Annotated in this window: 22 protein-coding genes, 5 tRNA genes and 1 pseudogene; 14 read left to right on the top strand and 14 right to left on the bottom strand. The window is 47.6% G+C overall.

The annotated features are described in order from the left end of the window. Positions 1–120 precede the first annotated feature (120 nt). Entirely contained in the window at positions 121–1,377 is a 1,257-nt protein-coding gene (locus ACKPVM_RS00485; protein WP_409306192.1) for a multidrug effflux MFS transporter, read from the top strand. Positions 1,378–1,444: 67 nt separating this feature from the next. Here the strand turns inward: ACKPVM_RS00485 and yghU are convergent, their stop codons facing one another. From yghU to ACKPVM_RS00470, 3 genes are all read right to left on the bottom strand, one after another. Continuing rightward, complete coding sequence (gene yghU, locus ACKPVM_RS00480) at positions 1,445–2,284, bottom strand: glutathione-dependent disulfide-bond oxidoreductase (RefSeq protein WP_409306191.1); 840 nt, start codon at positions 2,282–2,284, stop codon at positions 1,445–1,447. Positions 2,285–2,427: 143 nt separating this feature from the next. Beyond that, entirely contained in the window at positions 2,428–3,018 is a 591-nt protein-coding gene (locus tag ACKPVM_RS00475; protein WP_409306190.1) for a TetR/AcrR family transcriptional regulator, read from the bottom strand. A gap of 86 nt (positions 3,019–3,104) precedes the next feature. Beyond that, positions 3,105–4,154, bottom strand: a complete 1,050-nt coding sequence (locus ACKPVM_RS00470) for an aldo/keto reductase (RefSeq protein ID WP_409306189.1) — start codon at positions 4,152–4,154, stop codon at positions 3,105–3,107. 187 nt (positions 4,155–4,341) lie between these two features. Here ACKPVM_RS00470 and ACKPVM_RS00465 point away from each other — a divergent pair, with 187 nt between their 5' ends. Together ACKPVM_RS00465 and ACKPVM_RS00460 are read left to right on the top strand one after the other, a co-directional pair. Further along, positions 4,342–5,127, top strand: coding sequence for an SDR family NAD(P)-dependent oxidoreductase (locus ACKPVM_RS00465; RefSeq protein WP_409306188.1), 786 nt, complete (start codon positions 4,342–4,344; stop codon positions 5,125–5,127). Positions 5,128–5,181: 54 nt separating this feature from the next. Continuing rightward, positions 5,182–6,288: an NADH:flavin oxidoreductase gene (locus ACKPVM_RS00460; RefSeq protein ID WP_409306187.1), complete on the top strand. Its 1,107-nt coding sequence runs from the start codon at positions 5,182–5,184 to the stop codon at positions 6,286–6,288. 344 nt (positions 6,289–6,632) lie between these two features. Here the strand turns inward: ACKPVM_RS00460 and ACKPVM_RS00455 are convergent, their stop codons facing one another. Then, on the bottom strand, positions 6,633–7,040 hold the full coding sequence (locus ACKPVM_RS00455; RefSeq protein ID WP_409306186.1) for a hypothetical protein: 408 nt from the start codon (positions 7,038–7,040) through the stop codon (positions 6,633–6,635). A gap of 236 nt (positions 7,041–7,276) precedes the next feature. Here ACKPVM_RS00455 and ACKPVM_RS00450 point away from each other — a divergent pair, with 236 nt between their 5' ends. Beyond that, positions 7,277–8,041 carry a DeoR/GlpR family DNA-binding transcription regulator gene (locus ACKPVM_RS00450; protein ID WP_409306185.1) on the top strand — a complete coding sequence of 255 codons (765 nt, stop codon included), beginning with the start codon at positions 7,277–7,279 and terminating at the stop codon, positions 8,039–8,041. A gap of 438 nt (positions 8,042–8,479) precedes the next feature. Here ACKPVM_RS00450 and ACKPVM_RS00445 read toward each other — a convergent pair. Beyond that, positions 8,480–8,555: transfer RNA gene (locus tag ACKPVM_RS00445), tRNA-Asn, on the bottom strand. A gap of 379 nt (positions 8,556–8,934) precedes the next feature. Here ACKPVM_RS00445 and ACKPVM_RS00440 point away from each other — a divergent pair. Both ACKPVM_RS00440 and ACKPVM_RS00435 read left to right on the top strand, forming a co-directional pair. After that, positions 8,935–9,189 (top strand): annotated as a pseudogene (locus ACKPVM_RS00440) (LysR family transcriptional regulator); the annotation flags it as partial. A 284-nt stretch (positions 9,190–9,473) separates the two neighbouring features. After that, positions 9,474–9,740 carry a sigma-S stabilization anti-adapter protein IraP gene (locus tag ACKPVM_RS00435; protein ID WP_409306184.1) on the top strand — a complete coding sequence of 89 codons (267 nt, stop codon included), beginning with the start codon at positions 9,474–9,476 and terminating at the stop codon, positions 9,738–9,740. Positions 9,741–9,918: 178 nt separating this feature from the next. Here the strand turns inward: ACKPVM_RS00435 and cycA are convergent, their stop codons facing one another. Continuing rightward, positions 9,919–11,325: a D-serine/D-alanine/glycine transporter gene (gene cycA, locus ACKPVM_RS00430; protein WP_409306183.1), complete on the bottom strand. Its 1,407-nt coding sequence runs from the start codon at positions 11,323–11,325 to the stop codon at positions 9,919–9,921. A gap of 339 nt (positions 11,326–11,664) precedes the next feature. Between cycA and ACKPVM_RS00425 the strand changes: the two genes are divergently transcribed. Both ACKPVM_RS00425 and ACKPVM_RS00420 read left to right on the top strand, forming a co-directional pair. Next, positions 11,665–11,740 (top strand) — tRNA-Lys (locus tag ACKPVM_RS00425). A 480-nt stretch (positions 11,741–12,220) separates the two neighbouring features. Continuing rightward, positions 12,221–12,511, top strand: coding sequence for a hypothetical protein (locus ACKPVM_RS00420; RefSeq protein ID WP_409306182.1), 291 nt, complete (start codon positions 12,221–12,223; stop codon positions 12,509–12,511). Between the two features lie 144 nt (positions 12,512–12,655). On the opposite strand, the gene ACKPVM_RS00415 is transcribed toward ACKPVM_RS00420, so the two are convergent. Next, on the bottom strand, positions 12,656–12,880 hold the full coding sequence (locus ACKPVM_RS00415) for a DUF2594 family protein (protein WP_409306181.1): 225 nt from the start codon (positions 12,878–12,880) through the stop codon (positions 12,656–12,658). 741 nt (positions 12,881–13,621) lie between these two features. Between ACKPVM_RS00415 and uvrY the strand changes: the two genes are divergently transcribed. From uvrY to ACKPVM_RS00385, 6 genes are all read left to right on the top strand, one after another. Further along, on the top strand, positions 13,622–14,278 hold the full coding sequence (uvrY, locus tag ACKPVM_RS00410; RefSeq protein WP_409306180.1) for a UvrY/SirA/GacA family response regulator transcription factor: 657 nt from the start codon (positions 13,622–13,624) through the stop codon (positions 14,276–14,278). Continuing rightward, complete coding sequence (gene uvrC, locus ACKPVM_RS00405; protein ID WP_409306179.1) at positions 14,271–16,103, top strand: excinuclease ABC subunit UvrC; 1,833 nt, start codon at positions 14,271–14,273, stop codon at positions 16,101–16,103. The genes uvrY and uvrC overlap by 8 nt, the downstream gene beginning before the upstream one ends. Before the next feature lie 58 nt (positions 16,104–16,161). Then, on the top strand, positions 16,162–16,710 hold the full coding sequence (gene pgsA, locus ACKPVM_RS00400; protein WP_409306178.1) for a CDP-diacylglycerol--glycerol-3-phosphate 3-phosphatidyltransferase: 549 nt from the start codon (positions 16,162–16,164) through the stop codon (positions 16,708–16,710). Between the two features lie 144 nt (positions 16,711–16,854). Then, positions 16,855–16,930: transfer RNA gene (locus ACKPVM_RS00395), tRNA-Gly, on the top strand. Positions 16,931–16,950: 20 nt separating this feature from the next. Then, positions 16,951–17,024: transfer RNA gene (locus ACKPVM_RS00390), tRNA-Cys, on the top strand. A gap of 8 nt (positions 17,025–17,032) precedes the next feature. Then, positions 17,033–17,119 (top strand) — tRNA-Leu (locus tag ACKPVM_RS00385). Between the two features lie 208 nt (positions 17,120–17,327). Here ACKPVM_RS00385 and ACKPVM_RS00380 read toward each other — a convergent pair. The 7 genes from ACKPVM_RS00380 to ACKPVM_RS00350 form a co-directional block, all read right to left on the bottom strand. After that, a complete protein-coding gene (locus ACKPVM_RS00380; protein ID WP_409306177.1) occupies positions 17,328–17,546 on the bottom strand; it encodes a DNA-binding transcriptional regulator in 219 nt (72 codons plus the stop codon). Positions 17,547–17,607: 61 nt separating this feature from the next. Then, positions 17,608–18,762 carry a phage late control D family protein gene (locus ACKPVM_RS00375; protein ID WP_409306176.1) on the bottom strand — a complete coding sequence of 385 codons (1,155 nt, stop codon included), beginning with the start codon at positions 18,760–18,762 and terminating at the stop codon, positions 17,608–17,610. Next, positions 18,759–19,244, bottom strand: a complete 486-nt coding sequence (locus tag ACKPVM_RS00370; RefSeq protein ID WP_409306175.1) for a phage tail protein — start codon at positions 19,242–19,244, stop codon at positions 18,759–18,761. The genes ACKPVM_RS00375 and ACKPVM_RS00370 overlap by 4 nt, the downstream gene beginning before the upstream one ends. A gap of 4 nt (positions 19,245–19,248) precedes the next feature. Continuing rightward, the gene (locus ACKPVM_RS00365) at positions 19,249–21,885 is read right to left on the bottom strand and encodes a phage tail tape measure protein (protein WP_409306174.1); all 2,637 of its coding nucleotides are present in this window, start codon (positions 21,883–21,885) and stop codon (positions 19,249–19,251) included. Next, the gene (locus ACKPVM_RS00360) at positions 21,878–21,997 is read right to left on the bottom strand and encodes a GpE family phage tail protein (protein ID WP_409306173.1); all 120 of its coding nucleotides are present in this window, start codon (positions 21,995–21,997) and stop codon (positions 21,878–21,880) included. Before ACKPVM_RS00360 ends, ACKPVM_RS00365 begins: the two co-directional genes overlap by 8 nt. Before the next feature lie 14 nt (positions 21,998–22,011). Then, positions 22,012–22,308, bottom strand: coding sequence for a phage tail assembly protein (locus ACKPVM_RS00355; RefSeq protein WP_409306172.1), 297 nt, complete (start codon positions 22,306–22,308; stop codon positions 22,012–22,014). A 59-nt stretch (positions 22,309–22,367) separates the two neighbouring features. After that, a complete protein-coding gene (locus tag ACKPVM_RS00350; protein WP_409306171.1) occupies positions 22,368–22,889 on the bottom strand; it encodes a phage major tail tube protein in 522 nt (173 codons plus the stop codon).

The following is a 22,889-nucleotide window of genomic DNA, read 5'->3' as shown; positions in this document are numbered from 1 at the left end:
ATCGCCTTGTATTTCCGACTGAGCAGTCTTATATTGCGCCTAGCAATATGCATCTTAGCCGATTAGCCATTTTTTTGCCGTCGGTTATTCATCACCCAATGTTTGGTCGAGGTTTTACAGATGTCTGATTCACCGCTGCTGGCTTCACGCAGCTTTCTTCTGATCGGCATTTTAGGGATTTTGTGTGCCTTTGATGCAATGTCTATCGATATGTACCTTCCCGCGTTTCCGTCAATCCAGCAGTATATTGGCACGGATGCGGCTGGGATGCAGACATCGTTATCTGTCTTCCTAATCGGTCTGGCGCTCGGGCAATTGATTTACGGTCCGCTGACGGATCGCTATGGTAGGAAGGGGCCGTTGCTGGTAGGAATAATATTATTTGCTTTGTCTTCAATGCTGCTCGCTCATACTTCCACATTTTTCGGGTTTGTTTCTTTTCGCTTGCTACAGGGAATCGGAGGAGCAGCAGGATTGGTTATTCCACGCGCGATCGTGGCAGATTTATACGCAGAACGCGATGCTGCTAAAGTATTCTCATTGTTGATGCAGGTGATGGCTATCGCGCCGATCGTGGCCCCCCCATTCGGGAGCATTTTGTTGGTGGCTTTCGGTTGGCCATCAATTTTTTGGGTACTCACGATAGTAGCAGTACTGATGTTGTTGGCGACATGGAAGTGGGTACCGGAAAGCCTTTCTCGTCGTCAACGAACACATGGCGGTATATTGTCGGCACTAACGGATTATATGTCGTTGTTACGGCAGCGGGAATTTATGGGGTATACCTTCTCTGGCTCGTTTATTATGGGAGGGCTATTTACCTATATCGGATCTTCCGCCTTTATTTTTATAGAATATTTCCAACTATCCCCGACAGCCTATAGTTATATTTTTGCCACGAATGCGTTTGGTATGGTTGTTCTCGGGCAGATTAATATCTTCTTACTTAACCGCTGGCGTGAGTATCGAATCTTACCGGTTGGCATTGCTATGCATGTTGTGGGAACGCTGATCTTGCTGGGCATACTAATGGCTGGCATCACCTCACTGTGGACAATTGCAACGTTGATTTTTTTAATGATGAGTTGTCTGAGTCTGGTGTTTGGCAATGTGGTGGCGGTAGCCATGGCCTCGGTCTCAAAAAGTCAGACTGGCGTGGCATCATCACTGTTTGGCGTACTGCAATACGTTTTTGGTGGTGTTGCGGGTGTGATTATGGGGGTAATCCATAATGGAACTTTGTTCCCGCCAGCACTCTTACTGGTATGTTGTGCCTTGGGCGCGTTGTTGTGCTGGTGGTATGCGGCCCGGCAGATGAACGATCGTGGATCGGTTAATTTTGATAGTAATTGCGCTCAGACAGAGTGCGAGCGCTGACATCAATTTGAGAATAAAAAAGAAGAAAGACCACCCGACTTCCCGATAGTCGGGTGGTCTAGGAGGGTTAATCCAGATCGGATGCCTGATGGCGCTCTGCGGCTTGTTCTGATTCCTCACCCCAGGTTCGATTGACTTTACGGCCTCTTATGACGGCTGGGCGAACCGCAATTTCATCTGCCCAGCGTAATACATGTGTATATTCATGCGCTGAAAGAAATTCTGCCGCCGAGTACACGTTGTTCTGTACCAGTGCGCCGTACCAGGGCCAGACGGCAATATCCGCAATGGTATAGGTGTCACCCGCCAGATAGCGATGTTCGGCCAGTCGGCGATTCAAAACATCTAATTGACGTTTTGTTTCCATTGTAAAACGGTTGATAGGGTATTCGTATTTCTCAGGTGCATAGGCATAGAAATGACCAAATCCACCGCCGACATAAGGGGCTGAACCCATCTGCCAGAAAAGCCAGTTCAGGGTTTCTGTGCGTTTAGCGATATCATCTGACAGCAAAGCACCGAACTTTTCAGCCAGGTATAAAAGAATTGAACCGGATTCAAAGACGCGGATCGGTTTCTCCGTGCTCTGATCGAGCAACGCCGGGATTTTGGAATTTGGGTTAACGTCAACAAATCCGCTGGAGAATTGATCTCCCTCGCTTATCCGTATCAGCCAGGCGTCATACTCTGCTCCCGTATGCCCGAGCGCTAATAATTCCTCAAGCATAATCGTGACTTTCACACCGTTAGGTGTTGCCAGCGAATAAAGCTGGAGCGGGTGTTTACCAATAGGGAGTGTTTTATCGTGCGTTGGGCCAGCAATCGGCCGGTTAATATTCGCGAAGGCGCCACCTGAAGAGGCAGGTTGCCATACTTTAGGTGGTACGTAGGTTGGGGAATTGGCCATTCAACATCTCCACGTAGGATAGTAATAAGTCGACTCGAACTTTTTACTGTTGAGTAAAATCGTCATAGAGTCAACTATTGCTATGGCGTGAGTGAGCTCACGAAACGGGTGAATGTCAGTATTGCACTGTAATATAAGATTTTTTAGCCTTGCGATTCTCCACCGAGCAGCGCTTTTTTCGCGGCATCAAGAAATTCATCGGACAACGTATCGCCAGCGGTAGCGCGGGCTAATGTTAACGCGCCGGACAAAAGAGCGAATTGTGCCAGAACGTGTTGCCTGCGTTGCTCGGCATCTTCTATATCGGATAGGGATGCTAATTTGTCCAGCATCGTGCTGACACCATTAAGATATACGTCGTGCACGGGTTTATCCTCAGCTTCGCGAGCAACATCGCTGGCTAATGCAGTAATTGCACATCCGTCTTTCATATTGTCTCGATGTGCGGGGGATAGATAGCGCTCAACCAGCGCCCGTAAGCCATGCTTATCGGGCTGGTTGCTGATCTCTTGCCAGAGGGCGCAAGAATCTTCCAGTGCTTTGTCGCTAGCAATCGCAGCTAATTCATCTTTGGACGCAAAATGTCCATAAAACCCGCCGTGGGTCAGGCCAACAGCCGCCATTAAATCGTTGACGCTGACACCGTTTAAACCTCGAGCACGAAAGAGTTGTGAAGAAGTCTGCACTATCGCTTCGCGATTGAGCGCCATCTGTTGCTTTGATACACGAGCCATGCGTTTTTCCTTAATTGAACTGGCGGCATCATAAAGTATAGAACGCGGGCACTTCAATAGATGTTACCTTTCATCAATACATTGCGTTACGCACGTGGTAACCACGGAGCAAAAATGTTAGCGCTATTCCCTCCTTGAGCACGAGCCAGACTGCTTGCAATCTGGTTGTGCGGTGTTCCCAGAGAGATTGCGCTGACTTTATCAAGGCGAGCCATTTGCTCATCGCTTAATACCACATCTAGTGCCGTCAGCGTGTCATTCAATTGAGCCAGCGTGCGTGGGCCCAGAATAGGGATCAGACTGGTACTCGAACGCGCCGCCTTGTGGCGTAACCAGGCAATGGCAATGTGTAATGGTTTCACCTGATGTTCTTGTGACACGCTAATGACCTCATCCAACAACGAGGTGTCCTGTTCGGTATGCACCAATCTACCTGCAAACCCAAGTAGACGGCCTTCGTTGCTTTGTCGATACTTACCTGTCAACAGGCCCCCCCCTAGTGGAGACCACAATGTAGCCGCTAGGCCCAGCGCTTCAGCCATTGGCAGTAATTCTCGTTCGGCGGTACGTTGCACCAAACTATATTCGACCTGGATTCCGACAATTCGAGACCAGCCACGCAACTCTGCCAGTATGTCAGCCCGAGCGATGCGCCAGGCTGGGAAATTGGAAAGCCCGGCATACTGGATCTTGCCAGCACGGATCAGATCGTCAAAAGCGCGAACAACCTCTTCGAGCGGAGTGAGTTGGTCGTCAACATGTGCCCACAGTAAATCGATACGGTCGGTATTTAACCGCTTAAGACTACTTTCTACCGAGGCGATCATATTCCGGCGGCTGTTTCCTGTTCGGGCAATGTCGGGAGTCGGAAAGGCACCAAGCGTATATTTGGTGGCAACCACAAAACGATCGCGTTCCGCCGCAATGCATTCTCCAACGATCTGCTCTGATTGACCAAACTGGTAAGCATCGGCGGTATCGATGAAGTTGCCACCAGCCTCGGCATAGCGATCAAATACCTGCCTCGCTTCTTCTTTTTCCGAACCATATCCCCAACCAGTACCGAAGTTGCCAGTACCAAGTGCCAGCTCGGAGATGCGTAGGCCGCTGTTTCGGCCAAATAGGGTGTATTTCATAGAAAATCTCCTGCCTGTGATTATGGATGATCGGTAAAACGCATGATAAATGATGATAATAATTTATGATCTTACAACTGCTCTCCATCATCTCATTCCGCGTGTTGACACTTAGATGATGATGGTCATAATATTTCATAATAAATGATGGTTGTCATTTATAAATTAACCATAAGAGAGCTAAGCTATGAATTCACACACTTCCGTGCTTATTACTGGCGCTTCATCTGGCATTGGTGCGACTTATGCTGAAAGATTCGCCCAGCGTGGTCACGATCTGGTACTGGTTGCTCGTGACGTTACACGAATGACTGCGTTGGCAGCGCGTTTGCGACAGGACTATGGTGTCGCTGTTGATATTCAGCAGGCCGACCTCACCAGACCCGATGAACTTGCTGTCATTGAGGCTCGGTTACGTGACGATCCTCGAATCTCTATCCTCGTAAATAATGCGGGTATGAATATCGGTGGGCATTTTATTGAACAATCAACGGATGATATTGGTCAGCTTATTGCTCTCAACACGACCTCACTGGTCCGGCTTGCCAGCGCTATCGCTCCACGTTTAGCGGCGGCTGGTCATGGAGCGATCGTTAATATCAGTTCAGTCGTCGGCCTGGCTCCAGAATTGGGTCTGACCGTTTATGGCGCGACAAAGGCATTCGTACTGTTTCTTTCTCAGGGGCTCAGCCTCGAACTTGCCCCTAAGGGAGTTTACGTCCAGGCGGTGCTACCCGCCGCGACGCGGACGGAAATTTGGGCGCGTTCAGGTATGGATATCAATACGCTTCCTGCGATGATGGAGGTAGACGAATTAGTCGATGCTGCGTTAGTGGGATTTGATCGCCGTGAGCCCGTTACCATTCCACCACTCCATGATGTTGAGCAATGGAATACTTATCAGATGGCGCGTCAGGCTATGTTGCCTGGTTTCTCGCAGATGCATGCCGCAGAGCGTTATCATAAGGTGTGATCGCTGACGCTGTGATGACATCAATATCAAAAAATATCAAAAAAGGAAAAATCTATGTCTGACAATATCCTGTTTAGCCCCTTCACGTTGAAAGGTTTGACACTAGCTAATCGCATCGTCATGGCGCCGATGACAAGGGGCATGGCTGAAAATGGGATCCCAGGGCCTGCGAATGCTGAATATTATCGACGCCGTGCTGAGGGTGGTGTGGGATTAATTCTGACGGAAGGCACGGTGATCGATCGTCCTGCTTCGCGCAATATGGCGGGGATTCCTTTTTTTCACGGTGAGGCGGCTTTAGCGGGGTGGGAGACGGTGAGCCAAGCGGTTCACGATGCCGGTGGGCGTATTGGTCCGCAAATCTGGCACACGGGTTCAACGTATGGGCAAGGTTGGGAACCGGACGCACCAGTAGAAAGCCCTTCAGGTTTGGTTGGGCCTGATGAACCTCGTGGTGTGACGATGACGGAGGAAGATATCGCTGATACTGTGGTTGCTTTCGCCCGCGCGGCATCTGAGGCCCAGCGGTTGGGATTTGATACGGTAGAATTACATGGTGCGCATGGCTATTTGATCGACCAATTCTTTTGGTCGGGCACCAACAAGCGTACGGATGCTTTCGGTGGTGCAACGATTCGTGAACGTTCGCGCTTTGCTGCTGAGATTATCCGCGCCGTTCGTCAGGCTATTGGTCCAGATTTGCCACTTATTCTGCGCGTCAGCCAGTGGAAGCAGCAGGATTACCAGGCTCGTCTCGCCACCTCTCCACGGGAGATGACAGAATGGTTAGCACCGTTGGTTGAGGCGGGTGTCGATATCCTCCATTGTTCCCAGCGTCGTTTCTGGGAGCCGGAGTTCCCTGAAATTGATGGAACTGGAGGACTGAATTTTGCTGGTTGGGCAAAAAAATTGACAGGGGCAGCGACGATCAGTGTTGGTTCTGTGGGGCTGAACTCGGACTTCTTCACCGCATTTGGCGGGGAAGGTGCTGGTACAGCAGCGTTAGACAATCTCTATGCTCGGATGGAACGAGAAGAGTTTGATTTGATTGCCGTGGGGCGAGCGCTGATCTCTGATCCACAATGGGTGAAAAACGTTAGAATGGGACAGACACAGGCGCTAAGAGGTTTTAACGCTGCGGATCTGGCGGTACTGGCGTAATGCCTGATGAGAATATTGCCTATTTTTCGGTATAGGTATGGGGACATGATGGAATGTATCCTACATCGATTCCAGATGATTAGGTATTTTCATTTGGTATAACGCAGTGAACTTGATGTTAACAGGTTCGGAGAGCACCGAGCCTGTTAGCTAACTATCTGTTTAGCGCTAGTAATTTTTCGTTTTTCCCAACGTAATGACAATATGTGAACTCACTCAGTGGTGGTCTATAACCAGAGAAATGATTTGTGCATTTTATTTGATGAGACTGTTTTAACTAAGGCTGCGATTGGCTATTCGTATCGCGCATGTCAGCACATCAATACTGAAGTTATTTCTCATGATTACCACAGCTTCAATACATGATTTTTCAAAATGCCAGTAAAAATATCCAGTGCGTCCTCTTTTTCCGGTATACCGCTTTCTTGCCCATTATAGTGGTGGAATAACCAGTAGATAATCATACCGAATATACGACGTGTTTTCAGCACAGGTAACGGAATGGCTTGTGAAACTCCATCTGACAATTGGTTGGTAAGTTGCCAAAAAATCTCGGTATAACATGGCATTGCATTGCTAAGTATGTGTGCATATTCATGCTGAAAATGACCTGATGTTGATTCCACGAGATAAAGGTAAAACAGTTGGGCCGGATCTTTCTTTTTATGATGGATAAACCAAGATATAGTGTGTTTTTTAAGCATATCGACGGACTTATCGGGCTCCTCGGTAATCATTGCTTGGGTCATCATTTTCTCCTGTCCATTTTCCTTCTACTACACCGCCCAACATTGCATCTTCATGTTAGGTTCATTCTCTATGATTCTTACTCTGGCTCAGACATCGTCGAGCAGTTAGTCTTGTCTAAGGTGTGTTGCTGTACTCTTTAGGTACACACACTGTGAGCCTGAGTGTGTATTATAGATATGAGTACACTATGATATATTGTGATTGATTGTGCAATATTGTGTTTATTTGAGGGCGTAATGTGACAGATTATGATGCATTGCCGGATCAGCGGCAGTCTCTGATTCAGCAGATTCTCATTGAGACAGGACGAGTTATTGGTACTGACCTGGCAAGTAAGTTAGGTGTCTCAGAACACACTATTCGCAGGGATTTACAAGAGTTAGCAAGGCGGGGAGTGTGTAAAAAAGTGTATGGTGGAGCCGTAAGTCAGATTAAACAATCGGCCAGTTTTGAGGTCAGGATGTCTCAGAACCCTACGGAGAAATCTCATGTTGCGAGAAGATGCGCACAAATGATTAAGGCTGGCACCTGCATTTTTATTGATGCGGGCTCAACCTATCTAGCGATGGTGGAATTTATTCCAGAAGAAATGGAACTGACTGTCGTCACGAATTCACCTCAGATAGCCGCGGCGATGAGTAGCCGTCATAAAGGTGAACTGATTATGCTTGGGGGGAAAGTAAACCCACTAACGGGGAGCACATTGGGCTCAGATACGGTTAATCAAATTAGAGACATGGTTTTCGATCAGACATTTATTGGCGTTTGTGGACTGGATCCTCAGGCTGGCCTTAGCGCTGTTTATTATGAAGATGCTTGCTTTAAAAAGGAGGTGCTTAGTCAAAGCAATGAAGTTATTGCAGCTGTCACGGCGGATAAAATGCCCCAGATTGCCAGATACAAAGTCGCTTCTTGTGAAGATATTGATGTTGCAGTAGTGAGTAGGAACACGAATATTTCAGATTTTCGCCATGTAAGCATGCGAATTGAGGTGGTTGAATAGTGGGTGTGCTTTAATGTATTGAGTTTTATTGTTTTTTTAATGTGATTTCTTGCGTATGCCGTTATCGACTATATCTATCCAGGTAGATTCGGGCGTGATGATGTAGACTTCATTCTCACCCGGAACCTGATGCGTTCTGACACTTTTCTTTACCCACGTTTTTACCGGTTAATACTTTCATGCTCGGTTATGCTCTTTTTTGCTGAGTTAGGAAATCGTTCAGAATGGTTTGTATTGTGGAGATGTGTGCTCGCCCCGTTTTAGATGAGGGTCACCCCGTTATCGAACCAACGTGACCCCAAATCTGACCACCAAATTCTCTTGATGCGGAGGGTAAACTGAAAATGCATCGGAGATATTTTTTCACGTGAACGCATTGAATAAAATGATAAAAACAAAAATCCCGCTTAAGTTGCCTTAAGCGGGATTTTCTAAATTTGGCTCCTCTGACTGGACTCGAACCAGTGACATACGGATTAACAGTCCGCCGTTCTACCGACTGAACTACAGAGGAATCGGTTAAGTGCGATGGATGATAGCGGGAGCGTTTCAGGTTGTCAAAGGCTGTTATCGCTTGGCGCGCTTGATTGCCGAACTAATAACCAACGTATTGAAATTATTGCTCAAGTTGAACACAAAAAAGTCATGAAGGGCACGGATTATCGGGCAGGGCCGCACCTTAAAATAGCAGGCTTTGCTTTAGGATGGTGCAGATGAGCCTTGGCCTGGTCACTGATTTCTCATGCTAAATCAGGTGTTTTGGTTAGCAGAATCATTGCTTTTCCTTATTTTACCTGTGGCTTATCAATGAGGTATCACTTTTTCTTAGGCATGAAAACATAATATGGCGCGCTTTTTGCTACCTCTTTAGAGTAACTACTCAGGAGGCAGACATGAATCTTAGACGGCTCAAGTATTTTGTGAAAATCGTTGATATCGGTAGCCTGACGCAGGCTGCTGAGTTGTTGCATATTGCACAACCCGCGCTGAGCCAACAGGTTGCTACGCTGGAGAGTGAACTTGAAAAGCAGTTACTGGTACGCAGCAGACGTGGAGTTACCCCAACAGAAGCGGGGCGGATTCTTTATTCGCATGCACAGACTATTTTGTCTCAGTGTGAGCAAGCGAAAAGTGCGGTCAATGGGGTACGATAATCTGTAAACATATAGATCTAATAGCCAGTCATGATGTCAATGACTGGCTATGTGAAATGGTGTTTTAATAATTATAATCAATGAGGGCTTTTTTTTATTTATTTCATTTTAATTACTGTAGCTTGAATAGATACTCTTAAAATTGTGATATGTGCTAGCAGTACAAGAGGTTCCAGTGTTACATTAATCCTCGTTATGTTTTCTCTACCTCTTTGTGTCAACTCAATGTTGGCGATTTGTGGTGTGTATGACGATGGTTTTTTAACCAAGGAGTTAAAATGAATAATATTCTGTCTCACCTTCTAATAAAGTTGGCAGAAAAGGAAATTAAAGAAAAAGAGCTTGATGCTAAAATTAAGTCATTGGAAACATTAGTTTTTACGATTGTTTCGACATTGGACGATGATAAACTGAGTGCGCTGGCAAAGAGGATGAAAAGTGAGTTAGGGAAAGATACTCAGTGTGCAATGGATCATGGCTACTTAGCCGACGAATTATTAAGTCGCAACATAAACCTGAGCACAACACTTTCATTAAGAGATTAATTTAATTATATCGTTGGTATGGAGAGTTGCAGCATAGCAATATTTTCTCTTTATCATTTATTGATGATAACCATCTTTTATAAAATAATCGGATACTTTTTTGATTAATATGACTTTTAAATAAAAGACGCCGATTATTAACCAGCGTCTTTGTTGAGTGATGTTTATTCTTGTGTTCTTATAAGATGTGCTTCTTTCTGCGAATAAACTGATATGTTATTGCTAAAATAACAAACCAGATCGGTGTGACGAGTAGCGCTTGTAGCGTATCTGGCTGTAGTGTAAGTAAGACAATAACAAAGGCAAAAAATGCCAGGCAAATCCAACACATGAAAATACCCCATGGCATCTTATATTGTGAGCTGGCATGTAAATGAGGTCGTTTCTTGCGATACGCCAGATAAGCACTGAGGATAATGCTCCAGATAAACATGAATAAAATGGCCGAGACCGTAGTGACCAAAGTAAAGACCGTCATTACATTTGGGATCAGATAAATTAATACAACCCCAGACAATAAACAGATGCATGAGAATAGCAGGCCAGCGGAAGGGACTGCTCGTTTGGATAACATACCAAAGCGTTTTGGTGCATCCCCTTGTTTTGCCAAGCCAAAAAGCATTCGGCTGGTAGAGAAAACCCCACTGTTGGCTGACGATGCTGCTGAAGTGAGCACGACAAAGTTAATGACGCTGGCCGCTGCTGGTAAACCCACTAAGACAAACATTTCAACAAATGGACTACGATCGGGGGCGATGGATCTCCAAGGCGTGACCGACATAATCATCACGAGTGAAAATACGTAAAACATAATGATTCGAATAGGAATGGCGTTGATAGCTCTTGGGAGTACGACGCGCGGGTTCTTTGTCTCTGCCGCAGTAGTGCCGACAAGTTCAATACCGACAAAAGCAAATACGGCTATCTGAAAACCGGCAAAAAAGCCACTGAGCCCCTTGGGAAACATTCCCCCGTCATTCCATAAATGACTAAATGATGCGGTTGAGCCCGAGGGGGAAGGAAAATGCATCATCACTAACACTGCGCCAACAATAATGAGTGCCACGATCGCCACGATTTTTATCATAGCAAACCAGAACTCCATCTCGCCAAACAACTTCACGGTGGCGAGATTCAGTGTGAGTAACAAGAGAACGCACAGTAGTGAGGATATCCACTGGGAAAGATCAGGGAACCAGAACTGGGCATAAGCACTAATAGCGACGACATCTGCAATGCCAGTGACAACCCAGCAAAACCAATAGGTCCAGCCAGTGAAAAAACCAGCCCAGGGACCAAGCAGGTCGGCTGCGAAATCACTAAATGATTTGTAATTTAAGTCTGATAGCAACAGTTCGCCCATTGCTCTCATGACAAAAAACAACACGAAGCCAATAATCATATAAACGAAAATGATTGAAGGACCCGCAAGACTGATAGTTTTTCCCGACCCCATAAATAGCCCAGTGCCGATAGCACCGCCGATGGCAATCAATTGAATATGTCGGTTGGTTAAGTTGCGCCTCAACCCTTCATCTTTGCTTGTGTCGGCAAGGCTTGATGCCTCTTTTGGTTGGTCTGTCATTTATTACCATTTCCTGTTTTTATTTGTGATGTTGTCGCGAGCTCTTGAGTGGCTCTCGTTAGTATCGTCATAGGTAAGATAACGTAATCGCAGCATTCATTATAGAGAATGCTTTACATTGATAGTGTGAACAATTGAATTGCACGACATAATTCTGTCTGTTTTTTGCCCTGAATAAACGGAATATTGAATATGAGGGAGAGTTAGGGGTATTCGGCGCGTAGACTATCAAAGTCAGGCATGGCTCACAATGTAATTTGTAGCAATAATAAGCTAAGAAAAAAATTAGAATGAACTATTTGACAGTTGCCTCTAAGAAGAGAATAATCCGTCCCCGTTGGGTCGTTAGCTCAGTCGGTAGAGCAGTTGACTCTTAATCAATTGGTCCGGGGTTCGAACCCCCGACGACCCACCAACAATTCTAGTGTTTTTTTATTTTAATGAATTATTTCCTCTCTGTTATTCGTTGTCGTTTTTTATTCACATTATTTTTGCATAAATTCTTTATTCTATTCTCATCGCGGTATTAAAAAACATTCTGACATAAAATGTTTTTTAACTATTCTGATGTTTTTCCAAATTAAAATTACTACTGTTGAGCAAATGGCAAAAGGACAATTTTACCTGTCAATTCATTTTGGTAAGAAACTGAGATCGGAAGTATAACACGATAGCCTTATTTCAATCGTATTGAAATTAATGAGTGTCCATATCGTTTCGGCATGATCATTGAACCAGTCTGAGAACTTATGCTTGGATAACCGCTTCCTTTCTACCGCTTTACATTGATAGCGAAGTGCTATACTCAATGTGGTTTAATCTTCACCATGCATCTTGGTTGTAAATATTACCGATCGGATTTGAAATAATTGACGGTTATGAATCTGGAGGCTACATGGGATTTGACAGATTGCTAGCTATCGTGGAAAAAAGTCATCAGGATCCAAACTCCATCATCTCATTGTCTGAACTGAGCCAGGCAATCCATGAGATTATTTGCTCGGAGAAAGCCAAAGAGTACAAGATCAATGAATGTTTCACTGAACTAAGGCATCTGGTGGATGAAAGGAAAGCGATTGCCCGAAGACAGTTTATGGATAAGGCTCTGGTAAGTGAATTGACGCAATATAAGAAAATGGAAAGAGAGCTCTTAATCAAGTTGCAGTATTTGAAAGATCAGATGTAACACAAACGTTACTGTGTTGTGTATCTATCACCAGCTACTGATTTGTGTCGTTTTCTGGCAAGGGCATGCTGTTTTATGGCCTTGCCGTACATAAAGATACAGCTGACGGTAAGAAAAAATGCCAGCAGATTATAAATGGGTCACTTATTGACGATAAGCATGTTTGATCTGTTTGATCGTGTTATCAAATACAGCTGCTTGCTCGGCATCTTCCAATTGAGTGATGTATTTTTCCATATTGATGATGACTTTTCCTGCATCTGCTTGACCTATGGCTTTGAGCAACAGTGTTACGGTTGCTTTCAGGCAGGTTACTTCGTGTGACAAGGTTTCTACGGAAGCCGTAGTAGAAAAATCGATGTCGCTCATGTTCTCTCCTCAACAATAAATAGCGCAAAGTACGGTGCTGGTTGCTAGTCTGGCAAATCTACCTGGAGCAGATTTGAACGCTGCGAGCAGCGGCCCCAACGGGCGAGTAACGAACGTAGCCAACGCACAGGCAGCTTGAAGTATGGCGGGTATAAATGGATGCTGGCGAGTATAGCATAGTGCATATTCCTAGCGGTGATTATTAACTCATGAACATATGTAGTGGCGGTTTTTTATACGCTTAACTTAAATTTAATCACATTTAATGGTTCATTTTTATAGATTAAATCAATGATGAAATTTTCTTTGAGAAATATGCGGAAATTTCAACATGCATGTTTTTTAAAGATATGTTATTCATATAACGTAAGCATGATTGGTATAAGTTGTTGATGAATAATACGATTACAATAATGTTTTTTTATTGACATATGAGAACCAATGCCAATTGTATGCCACTGTTTGGCATCAGTTTTTTGTCAATGATATGAGTTATAAACGACATAGGGTTAACAAACTTAAAGTTATCATCCGAATGTTAAGAATGTGATCAATATACACGTTGAACATAACCGTATATTGTTATCATTATGCTGTAGTATCGGTCCTTTATTACTTCATGGCATATTTAAAAATACATATTCATATAAATCAGTGTTCATTATTTTTTAAAACCAACGTAGTATCACCTGCAAGCAACTCTTTATGTAAGTGTTACTCTCTTTTTTGGAGAATTATTCTTTGATTAGCGTTTTTCTTGTTGATGACCACGAACTGGTGCGGGCAGGGATACGGCGCATTCTTGACGATATCAAAGGTCTTAAGGTTGTTGGTGAAGCGTCATGCGGAGAAGATGCCGTAAAATGGTGCCGTAGCAACACGGCTGATGTTGTCTTGATGGACATGAACATGCCGGGAATTGGAGGTCTTGAGGCAACCCGAAAAATTTTGCGATTTTCTCCTGATATAAAAGTTATCATGCTAACTATTTATACAGAGAACCCTTTACCTGCTAAAGTCATGCAAGCGGGCGCTGCGGGATATGTGAGTAAAGCTGCTGCTCCGCAGGAGGTGATCTGTGCTATTCGTGCAGTGCATGCCGGTAAGCGCTATATAGCTTCAGATATTGCTCAGCAAATGGCGTTAAGCCAGTTGGAACCACAGGCAGAAACACCGTTGGAATGTTTGTCTGAGCGCGAATTGCAGATTATGCTAATGATCACCAAAGGGCAGAAAGTGACTGAGATTTCGGACCAGTTAAACCTTAGCCCTAAAACGGTGAACAGCTATCGCTACCGGATGTTCAGTAAGTTGAATATCAGCGGCGATGTTGAACTTACGCACCTGGCAATTCGCCATGGTTTGTTTAATGCGGAGACATTGTTAATTAGTGAGTAATAGCTTTGACGCTTCTGCGTTTCTAAAAACCGTAACTAGCCAGCCTGGTGTCTATCGGATGTATGGTGCAGATGACACAGTTATCTATGTTGGCAAAGCGAAAGACTTAAAAAAACGACTTTCCAGCTATTTCCGCATCAATGTTGCCAGCCGTAAAACGGAGGCTTTAGTCAAAAGTATTCAGCAGATTGATGTGACTATCACACATACTGAGACTGAAGCCTTACTGCTGGAACACAACTACATCAAGCTCTATCAACCACGTTACAATGTCTTGCTGCGTGATGATAAATCATATCCCATGATCTTTCTCAGTGCCGATCTTCATCCCAGATTGGCTGTGCATCGTGGTGCTAAACATGCCAAAGGCGAATATTTTGGACCATTCCCAAATGGGAACGCTGTCCGTGAAACGCTAATGCTGTTGCAGAAGCTTTTCCCTGTTCGCCAATGTGAAAACAGCGTCTATCGTAACCGTTCTCGTCCTTGTTTACAGTACCAAATCGGCCGATGCCTTGGGCCGTGTGTGTCTGGATTAGTCAGTGAGGAGGACTATCAACAGCAGGTGGACTATGTTCGTCTGTTTTTATCTGGAAAAGATCAGCAAGTTCTTAATCAACTGATATCTAAAATGGAAGTGGCTAGCCGGGAATTGAAATTTGAGGATGCAGCACGTATTCGCGATCAAATTCAGGCTGTTCGACGCGTGACGGAAAAACAGTTCGTCTCGGGTGATGGCGAAGATCTTGATGTTATCGGCGTTGCCTTTGACGCGGGTACTGCGTGTGTATATGTGCTATTTATTCGTCAAGGGAAAGTGTTGGGCAGCCGTAGCTATTTTCCCAAAGTGCCTGGCGGGACAGAATTAGGTGAAGTGGTCCAAACGTTTGTTGGGCAGTTTTACCTGCAAGGAAATCTGGCTCGGACCTTACCAGCAGAAATTTTGCTTGATTTCACACTTCCCGATAAAGATCTGTTAACGGAGTCATTAACTGAAGTTGCAGGTAGGAAAGTGCAAATTCAGAGCAAACCGCGCGGCGATAGAGCCAGATACTTAAAGCTTGCCCGTACTAATGCTGCGACGGCTCTGGTGACGAAGTTATCGCAGCAATCTACTATCCATCAGCGATTGAGTGAGCTAGCCCGCGTTTTACAGTTACCCGAAATTAAGCGTATGGAGTGTTTTGATATCAGTCATACTATGGGGGAGCAGACTGTGGCATCCTGTGTCGTGTTTGATGAAAACGGTCCGCTTCGTTCTGAGTATCGTCGCTATAATATTAGCGGTATTACGCCTGGCGATGATTATGCTGCGATGTCGCAGGTACTCAAACGTCGATATGGGAAAGCATTGGATGACAGTAAAATCCCAGATGTGATTGTTATCGACGGTGGTAAAGGGCAGTTAGGGCAAGCGCAGTCCGTATTTGATTCGCTTCAGGTTCCATGGGATAAGAATAAACCTTTGTTGCTCGGTGTTGCAAAGGGGAGCGATCGTAAAGCCGGGCTTGAAACGCTATTCTTTGAGGCGACAGGAATAGGTGTAGCCTTGCCCCCAGATTCACCTGCTTTGCATGTTATTCAACATATTCGTGATGATTCTCATGATCATGCCATTGGCGGACATCGTAAGAAGAGAGCAAAAGTTAAGAGCACCAGTACATTAGAGCTCATTGAAGGGGTTGGTCCCAAACGTCGGCAGGTTCTGCTGAAATATATGGGAGGGCTACAGCCTTTGATGAATGCCAGCGTTGAGGAAATTGCAAATGTACCTGGTATTTCACTCGCATTGGCAGAAAAGATCTTCCATGCATTGAAACACTAGGGACAATGTAGCAACATACTCGTAATATTCACTCCAGCCAAATAGTTACCTAAGCACTATGCAATTTAATATACCGACGTTGCTTACCCTGTTTCGTGTTGCTTTGATCCCGTTTTTTGTGCTGGCGTTTTATCTTCCATTCGTCTGGGCGCCGCTAGTATGTGCATCGATTTTTGTCTTCGCTGCCGTGACCGATTGGTTTGATGGATTCCTGGCTCGTCGCTGGAAGCAAACTACGCGATTCGGCGCTTTTCTCGATCCGGTTGCGGATAAGGTAATGGTCGCTGTTGCGTTAGTTTTGGTGGCGGAACATTATCATTCATGGTGGATTACGTTACCAGCAGCAACCATGATTGCCCGTGAAATTATTATTTCTGCACTGCGAGAATGGATGGCTGAGATTGGTAAGCGTAGCAGTGTGGCGGTTTCATGGATTGGAAAAGTGAAAACTACAGCACAGATGCTTGCGTTGGTAGCCTTGTTATGGCGACCAGAGCGTTTGGTTGAAGGGGCTGGCGTTATTGCTTTGTATATCGCTGCCGTTCTGACTTTTTGGTCAATGTTTCAATATTTGAACGCTGCTCGGCATGATTTGCTTGAACCTTGATCGAAGCGTCTTAAAAACCAGCAAACGAACGAGTTTCGTTGATAATTTTATTGACTCATTCCGCCATGTCAGTAGAATGCACCGCATCAACAGCGGCACTGGTTTGCTGAAAGTTAGCAAAAAAATCAGCGTGTTCTGTGTAAAGCGGGAATAGCTCAGTTGGTAGAGCACGACCTTGCCAAGGTCGGGGTCGCGAGTTCGAGTCTCGTTTCCCGCTCCAAGATTTATCAGTTAAAGTAAGGCGCGTTGGCAGAGTGGCCATGCAGCGGATTGCAAATCCGCCTACCTCGGTTCGACTCCGGGACGCGCCTCCAAGATTCAAGCCCGGGTGGTGGAATCGGTAGACACAAGGGATTTAAAATCCCTCGGCGTACGCGCTGTGCGGGTTCAAGTCCCGCCCCGGGCACCATTGATTTAAGTTAGTAAAAACAACTAGTTATCTAGTGACATCAAACCACCTCGCGGTGGTTTTTTTGTGTCTGAAAAATGACAAGTGGCGGCAAAATGGCGGCAGAGTGGCGCCAGCTTTTTTGAATGATTGGTTTTTTAGGGGCTTAAGGATTGGACGTTCGTAGCGGCCGCATTAAAAATGCGGCATATTTATTCAGGTTGGATAATTAAATCCACATTTGATATTGCTTATCGACGGTAGGATGTGGTGTTACTGGGGTTATCTTTCCTGGCTCAACAATAGAACGCGTAACACTCTCCAGTGTCACAAAGGTATGACCGCAATTTATATTGGTACATTGGTGATAGCGTTCTTTGGTTGACTCACTTAGGTAACGACTGGAACGTGCATGTGCGGCGTGGCGGCAAATCGGACAGTGCATCATAAAAGTACCTCCTATTTTTCGCTTTATTGTATCACTTAATTCAAATATTTGAATTTTGTTGTTATTGACTCTCATATTCCACATTGGACAACAACACTTCCAGCTCTAACTTCGTGGTATAGCCGCCATTACTCAGGGAATGCGTCACTTTTGAGATAGTCCACGGCTGTTCGTCGATCACCTGTTTAAAGCCGCTGACCTGAACGGGGGTTTCTGGGAACAGGTCAGCACGCCCCATCGCCAGTGTGATAGAGAACTCGGCGACACCGCGCTGTAACTTGTCCCATTCTGCCGTTGCCTTACGAATGGCCTGTTCTTTGGTCGCAAAAACCGTGGTGAGTGCCAGTACGTTTTCATCCGTGCCGACCAGATAATCCCCCTCGCGGGATTCTGGCTCCTTCTTGGCCTTTTTCGCTTTAGGGTGTGGCTGTTGGGGTTGTACCCCTTGATGCAATAGCACTTTTTTCTGGCGTTTTACCGTTACCGTTTTCGGCTTTTCAGGCTTTGGCTCTTTGGTATGCAGCCAGCTTGCCGTGACGCCTGTGTACGCGCCCCGGTCAACCAGACTAAAGCTATGCTGATCGCCGTCGCTGCGCTCAATCATCTGCTCCGGGATAGGCTTGCCGCTGGCCGTCTTTCCCGTTCCGGGACGGATAAACAATAAACGCCCGGCCTTGATTGCCACAATTGCCCCGTTTAACTCAGCCAACCGCTTAATAAATACCGCGTCGGTTTCCTGCGTCTGGTCGATATGGGGAATTTTTATCCCTGCGAACCCGTCGGCCAGCATCGGGGCAAGATTGTTACGCTTCGCTACTTGCTCAACAATCGCCCCCAGCGTGGTATCGTGGTAGGACAGCTCACGCCGCGAGTTCAGTGACCCGCGAAAATCAGCACTCCGCGCCCGGATAGTAAGCGTATCCGGCGTGCCACGATGTTCTATTTCATCCACTGTAAAATCACCTTTGCCGATCAGCGCTTCTCCTTCCCAGCCTAAAAACACCGACAGCACCGCGCCCCGGCGAGGTAACTGCAACTGTCCGTCACTGTCGTCCAGCTCAATGTCGAGTTGGTCGGCTTCAAAGCCCCGGTTATCCGCCAGGCTCAATGACAGCAGGCGTGGGCTGATAACGGTTGTGATGTCTTGCTCATTGAGTCGCAGCAGGTACGCGGGAGCGGTTTTACTGCCAGCGCGAACATTCAGCGGGTTAATCATGCGAATAATCCCCCGATGGCGGATTGCGCCTTGTTCGCTATTTCCCCGGCGCTGCCGATCAAGCCCTCCGCCTGCTGGCGTAAATCACCCAGCATCGCAGACAGTGACGAGTCAACGCGGGTCAGCGTGATGGTGAATTCAATTCGTCGGGCGCGACCGTCAGGAAAAAAATCGGTTTTCGTCTGGCTGATACTGTTCACCACGAATACGCCGTAAATGGTGCCGCTGCCTTCAATCAGCGGCCATGCACGCCCCTGATCGGCCATTGTTTCCAGCATCAGCAACGACAGCGTGCCGCCAGTGATTTCCGGCAGCAGTTCCCCCGATAACGTGATTTTCTCTTCTTCAATGCCTAAGAACTGCAACGCGGGGCGCTGACCGACTCGACTGTTTGACGGCCAGCGGTAATCAACGTTGCGCTGCATGTTCTGGTACGGCAGGGTCTGGAGATGGAACACAAACAGCCCTAATGTGAGCATCATCGGGTTAGCCTCCCTGATAACTGTATTGACTGAATGCGCGTGACCGTGCCGCCCGTTCCCGTTGCTCGAGCTGGCGCGTCACTTCCTGCGCGATGTCCTGCGCACTCTGGCCGGGCTGGGCAACGATACTGATGGGTGCGTGAATGCTGATCGGGGATGATGACGTGTTGGCCTGAACCGTCGGCGCGATGGGACGATAAGCCGACATATTCATCGCAGCGGACGCCATCGCCGCCGTGTTCCGGCGACTGGTGACATTGACCGGACCTTCAACGATTTCCGGGCCATGTTCACCGACGACAGCAAATTTCCCCAGCGGGATGCGTCCGCCGTTGTCATACGCGCCGCTGTATCGGGCAGCAATGGCTTTAGCATCATTGCCTTGTGGTGTCGGGGCGTTAATCACGCCCACCTGCAATGCAGCCGCTTCTTTGGGAACCTTATCACTGAGTCCGTCTGATTTTTTATCAATGACGCCCAGTTTTTCCAGTACCCAATCAATGCCGCCCCGTAACAGATTCAATGCCTTTACAGGCATGGTCAGCGCATTTGCCAGCATCTCACCGAATGCCACCCCGGCATTACGGCAACTGTCTAACGTTTCCTGTGTCGATTTAACCGGAGCGACCAACTGTTTAAACCACTCCCATGCCGCTTTTAATTTTTCACCCAACCAATCAAATACGGGTTTCAACGGGGCAAATAGCTCGGCAATTGGCACAAACGCAATTTTCAGCCCTTCCAACACGCCGCCAAAAAATGCGCTAATGGGCTCCCAATACTTACGGATCAGCAATGCCCCGGCGACGATAGCGGCCACAACGGCGACGATAGGCCATGTCAACGCCCCGATAGCGGTAGCCATCGCTCCTCCCGCAATGCTGAATCCGGTACTCAGCAGCCCGGCTCCTGCAATCAGAGCATTAATACCAGTCATGACAGGCCAGACGACCAGCCCGATCCCGCCGAGCACCGCTATTAATGCCGTCGTCGCACCTGCAACATTTACAATCTGGCGCGTCAGCTCCGGGTTAGCCTTGACCCATTCATTGACGCGGGTTAACCATGCCGCCGCAGCCTGCGTGAGTTTACGCAGAGCGCCGTCATCGTCATTGAATAGGTTAAAACGCAGGCTTGCCATTGCGCCCTGTAACCGCCCGATATCGCCTTCGAGGTTATCGCGCAGGGTATCGCCCATGCGATCAGCCGCCCCGGACACATCACCCAGCTTGTTTTCGGTTCCGGCCAGCGCTGACAGAAATTTCGGTATCTGGTCAATCGACAGGTCTTCAATCGGCGTACCAAACAGGGCGATAGCGGCATTTGCCCGTTCCGCCGGATCTTTGATTTTCAACAGCCCGTTGGCGGTTTTCTGCATGGCGACCCGCGCTTTGTCGCCCCCGCTGGCAATCGCATTCGACATTTTGGCGGCGTTGAGTCCGGCGGCGTCATAGGCTTCAATGCTGGCCTTTGACATGTCCGACCCGCGAATACTGAACTCCTTCACCGCGTCGCCTGTCTTGTCCAGTGCAAACTTGCCTTGCTGCGCCATCTCTACTAACAGCGTCATGGCTTCCGAACCGCTGAACCCCATATTGCGGAAGTGGGTCGAATACTCATGCAGGATTTCCGGCAGTTCGCCGCGCATCTGCGCCGACACGCGCTGCATCCCGGATACCATCAAATCAAACGCCTCATCGCTGTTTTTAGCGAGGCCGTTTTTCATCATGATGGCGGCTATCTGTATACTCTCCGACGCGTCACCGCCGAGCGCCGTTTGCACGTCCAGCGCTTTACGCGATATCCGCGCCAGTTCGTTTTCGCCCACATCCCCTAACGCACCTAACGTGCTGCGTGCGGCGGCAACCGCATCGGCTATCTGGTTGATGTCATTGCTGACACCTGACGCGTTAACCGCTTTGATAACGCGAGTGTACTGCTGCCCGTCTGCCGTATTCCCGCCCGTTTGCGCGGCGATGCGTGCACCGTGTCCGTCCGCTTGCACCGACGGTGCAATCAGTTGGCTTCCGGCATACAGTGCTGCTGAACCCAGACCAAACGCCGCCGCGCTGGTATTACGTACCCCGGCAGTAATGGCCTTCCCCCGTTCATAGCGTTGATTCACCCGATTTAGCCGCTCTTGCTGCTGGCTTACACGTGCCAGCGCCGCCCGTTGACGGTTTAGCGTATCGTTTGTGGCAGCAATATCCGTTCTGAGTCGGCGCTCTGCGCCCGCCAGATTGCGCGTATCGATACCCGCATCACGCAATGCGCCGCGCTGCTGTTGAACCGATAACCTCAGTCGGTTTTGTTGCACCTGTAATTCAGCCGCTTTTTTACGGGCATCTTCCAGCGCTTTAGTCTGGGCGCGGGTCGGGTTGGCGGTATTGCGAAACGCAACGGCCAACGCGGCGGCGTCTGCTTTTGCCTTTTCCAGTGCCCGGCCTGTACTCGCCAGTTGGGCGCTGGTTTTCCTGAATCCCTCAATGCGCCCAGCCTGTGCCTCAAGTTTTTTCAACTGCTCCTGTGAACCGTTAATTTCACCCGACAGTGTGCGTGCCGCATCCTGCACCGCCCGAAAGGGACGGGTTGCCTGATCAACGGCGCGCAGTAATACACTGAGTTGTAGACTGTTACTCATTGGCATGTCCGCTGCGTTTGAGCGCCTTGTCGCGCCACAGGATTAACTCGGTTAATGTCATGGGGTACATGTCTGACGGCGACCAGTGAAAAATTACCGCGATATCTGCCATCAGCTCATCGACCGTCAGGCTTCGGGGGAGGTCGCTTGCGGTGATTTCGGCGTCAAAAAACCGATCACCTTGCCAGCAACGGCAATCATATCCGGCAATTCCATGCGGGTGATTTCGGTTTCTGTCAGTGCCGGGACAGTCATACGCGGTAGCACTTTAATCATCGCGTCCACGTCCGAATTCGCCACTGCCGCCAGACTGACGCCGCGCAGCGTTCCGGTATTCGGTTTAATCAGGGTGATAGTGTCGATGACGGTTTCGCCACGTTGAATCGGGGTTTCCAGTGTGACCACGTTGTCGTTTTTGTTCATGATAATTCTCTGTATTTAATGTGAAGAATGTCGGCCAGCGTCGGGCTGGCCTGATAGGGTTACGCCAGACCGATTGCCCGACGCTGCTGCTCCAGACGATCAACGCCGTTGACACGCTCAATCATGTTGATGGTGTCAATCTCGATCATTTCTTTGCCGTCAATGGTCAGCTTGTAATACGTGCATTGAGTGGAAATTTTGGTTTCAGTGTCTTCGCCCTGTTTGCTTTCGCCGCCGTCCATTTCTTTGTGACGACCACGCATCACCACTTCAACGGCTGAAATTTCCCCGGTGTCATCACGCTGGTATGACCCGGTAAAGCGCAGCAATACCGCATCGGCACCCGGTGCCGCATACTGCGCCAGCAGGGTTTCGTCAGCGAACCCGCCCATTGTCCATTCCATTGATAGCGCGTCATCATCAAGCCCAAAATCAATCGGTGCGGTGCCGTTCATGCCGCCGCCGCGATAGTTCTCCAGCTTGCGGGTGAGCTTCGGCAATGTTACGGCGGTGGCAACCCCCATGTAGCTCATGCCGTCATTGAACAGGTTCATAAATTTCAGTTTGCGAGGCAGTGCCAT

It is taken from the genome of Pectobacterium hainanensis, from assembly GCF_046237015.1.
Taxonomy (GTDB): domain Bacteria; phylum Pseudomonadota; class Gammaproteobacteria; order Enterobacterales; family Enterobacteriaceae; genus JBJYIN01.
This window is presented reverse-complemented; position numbering and strand designations above follow the sequence as displayed.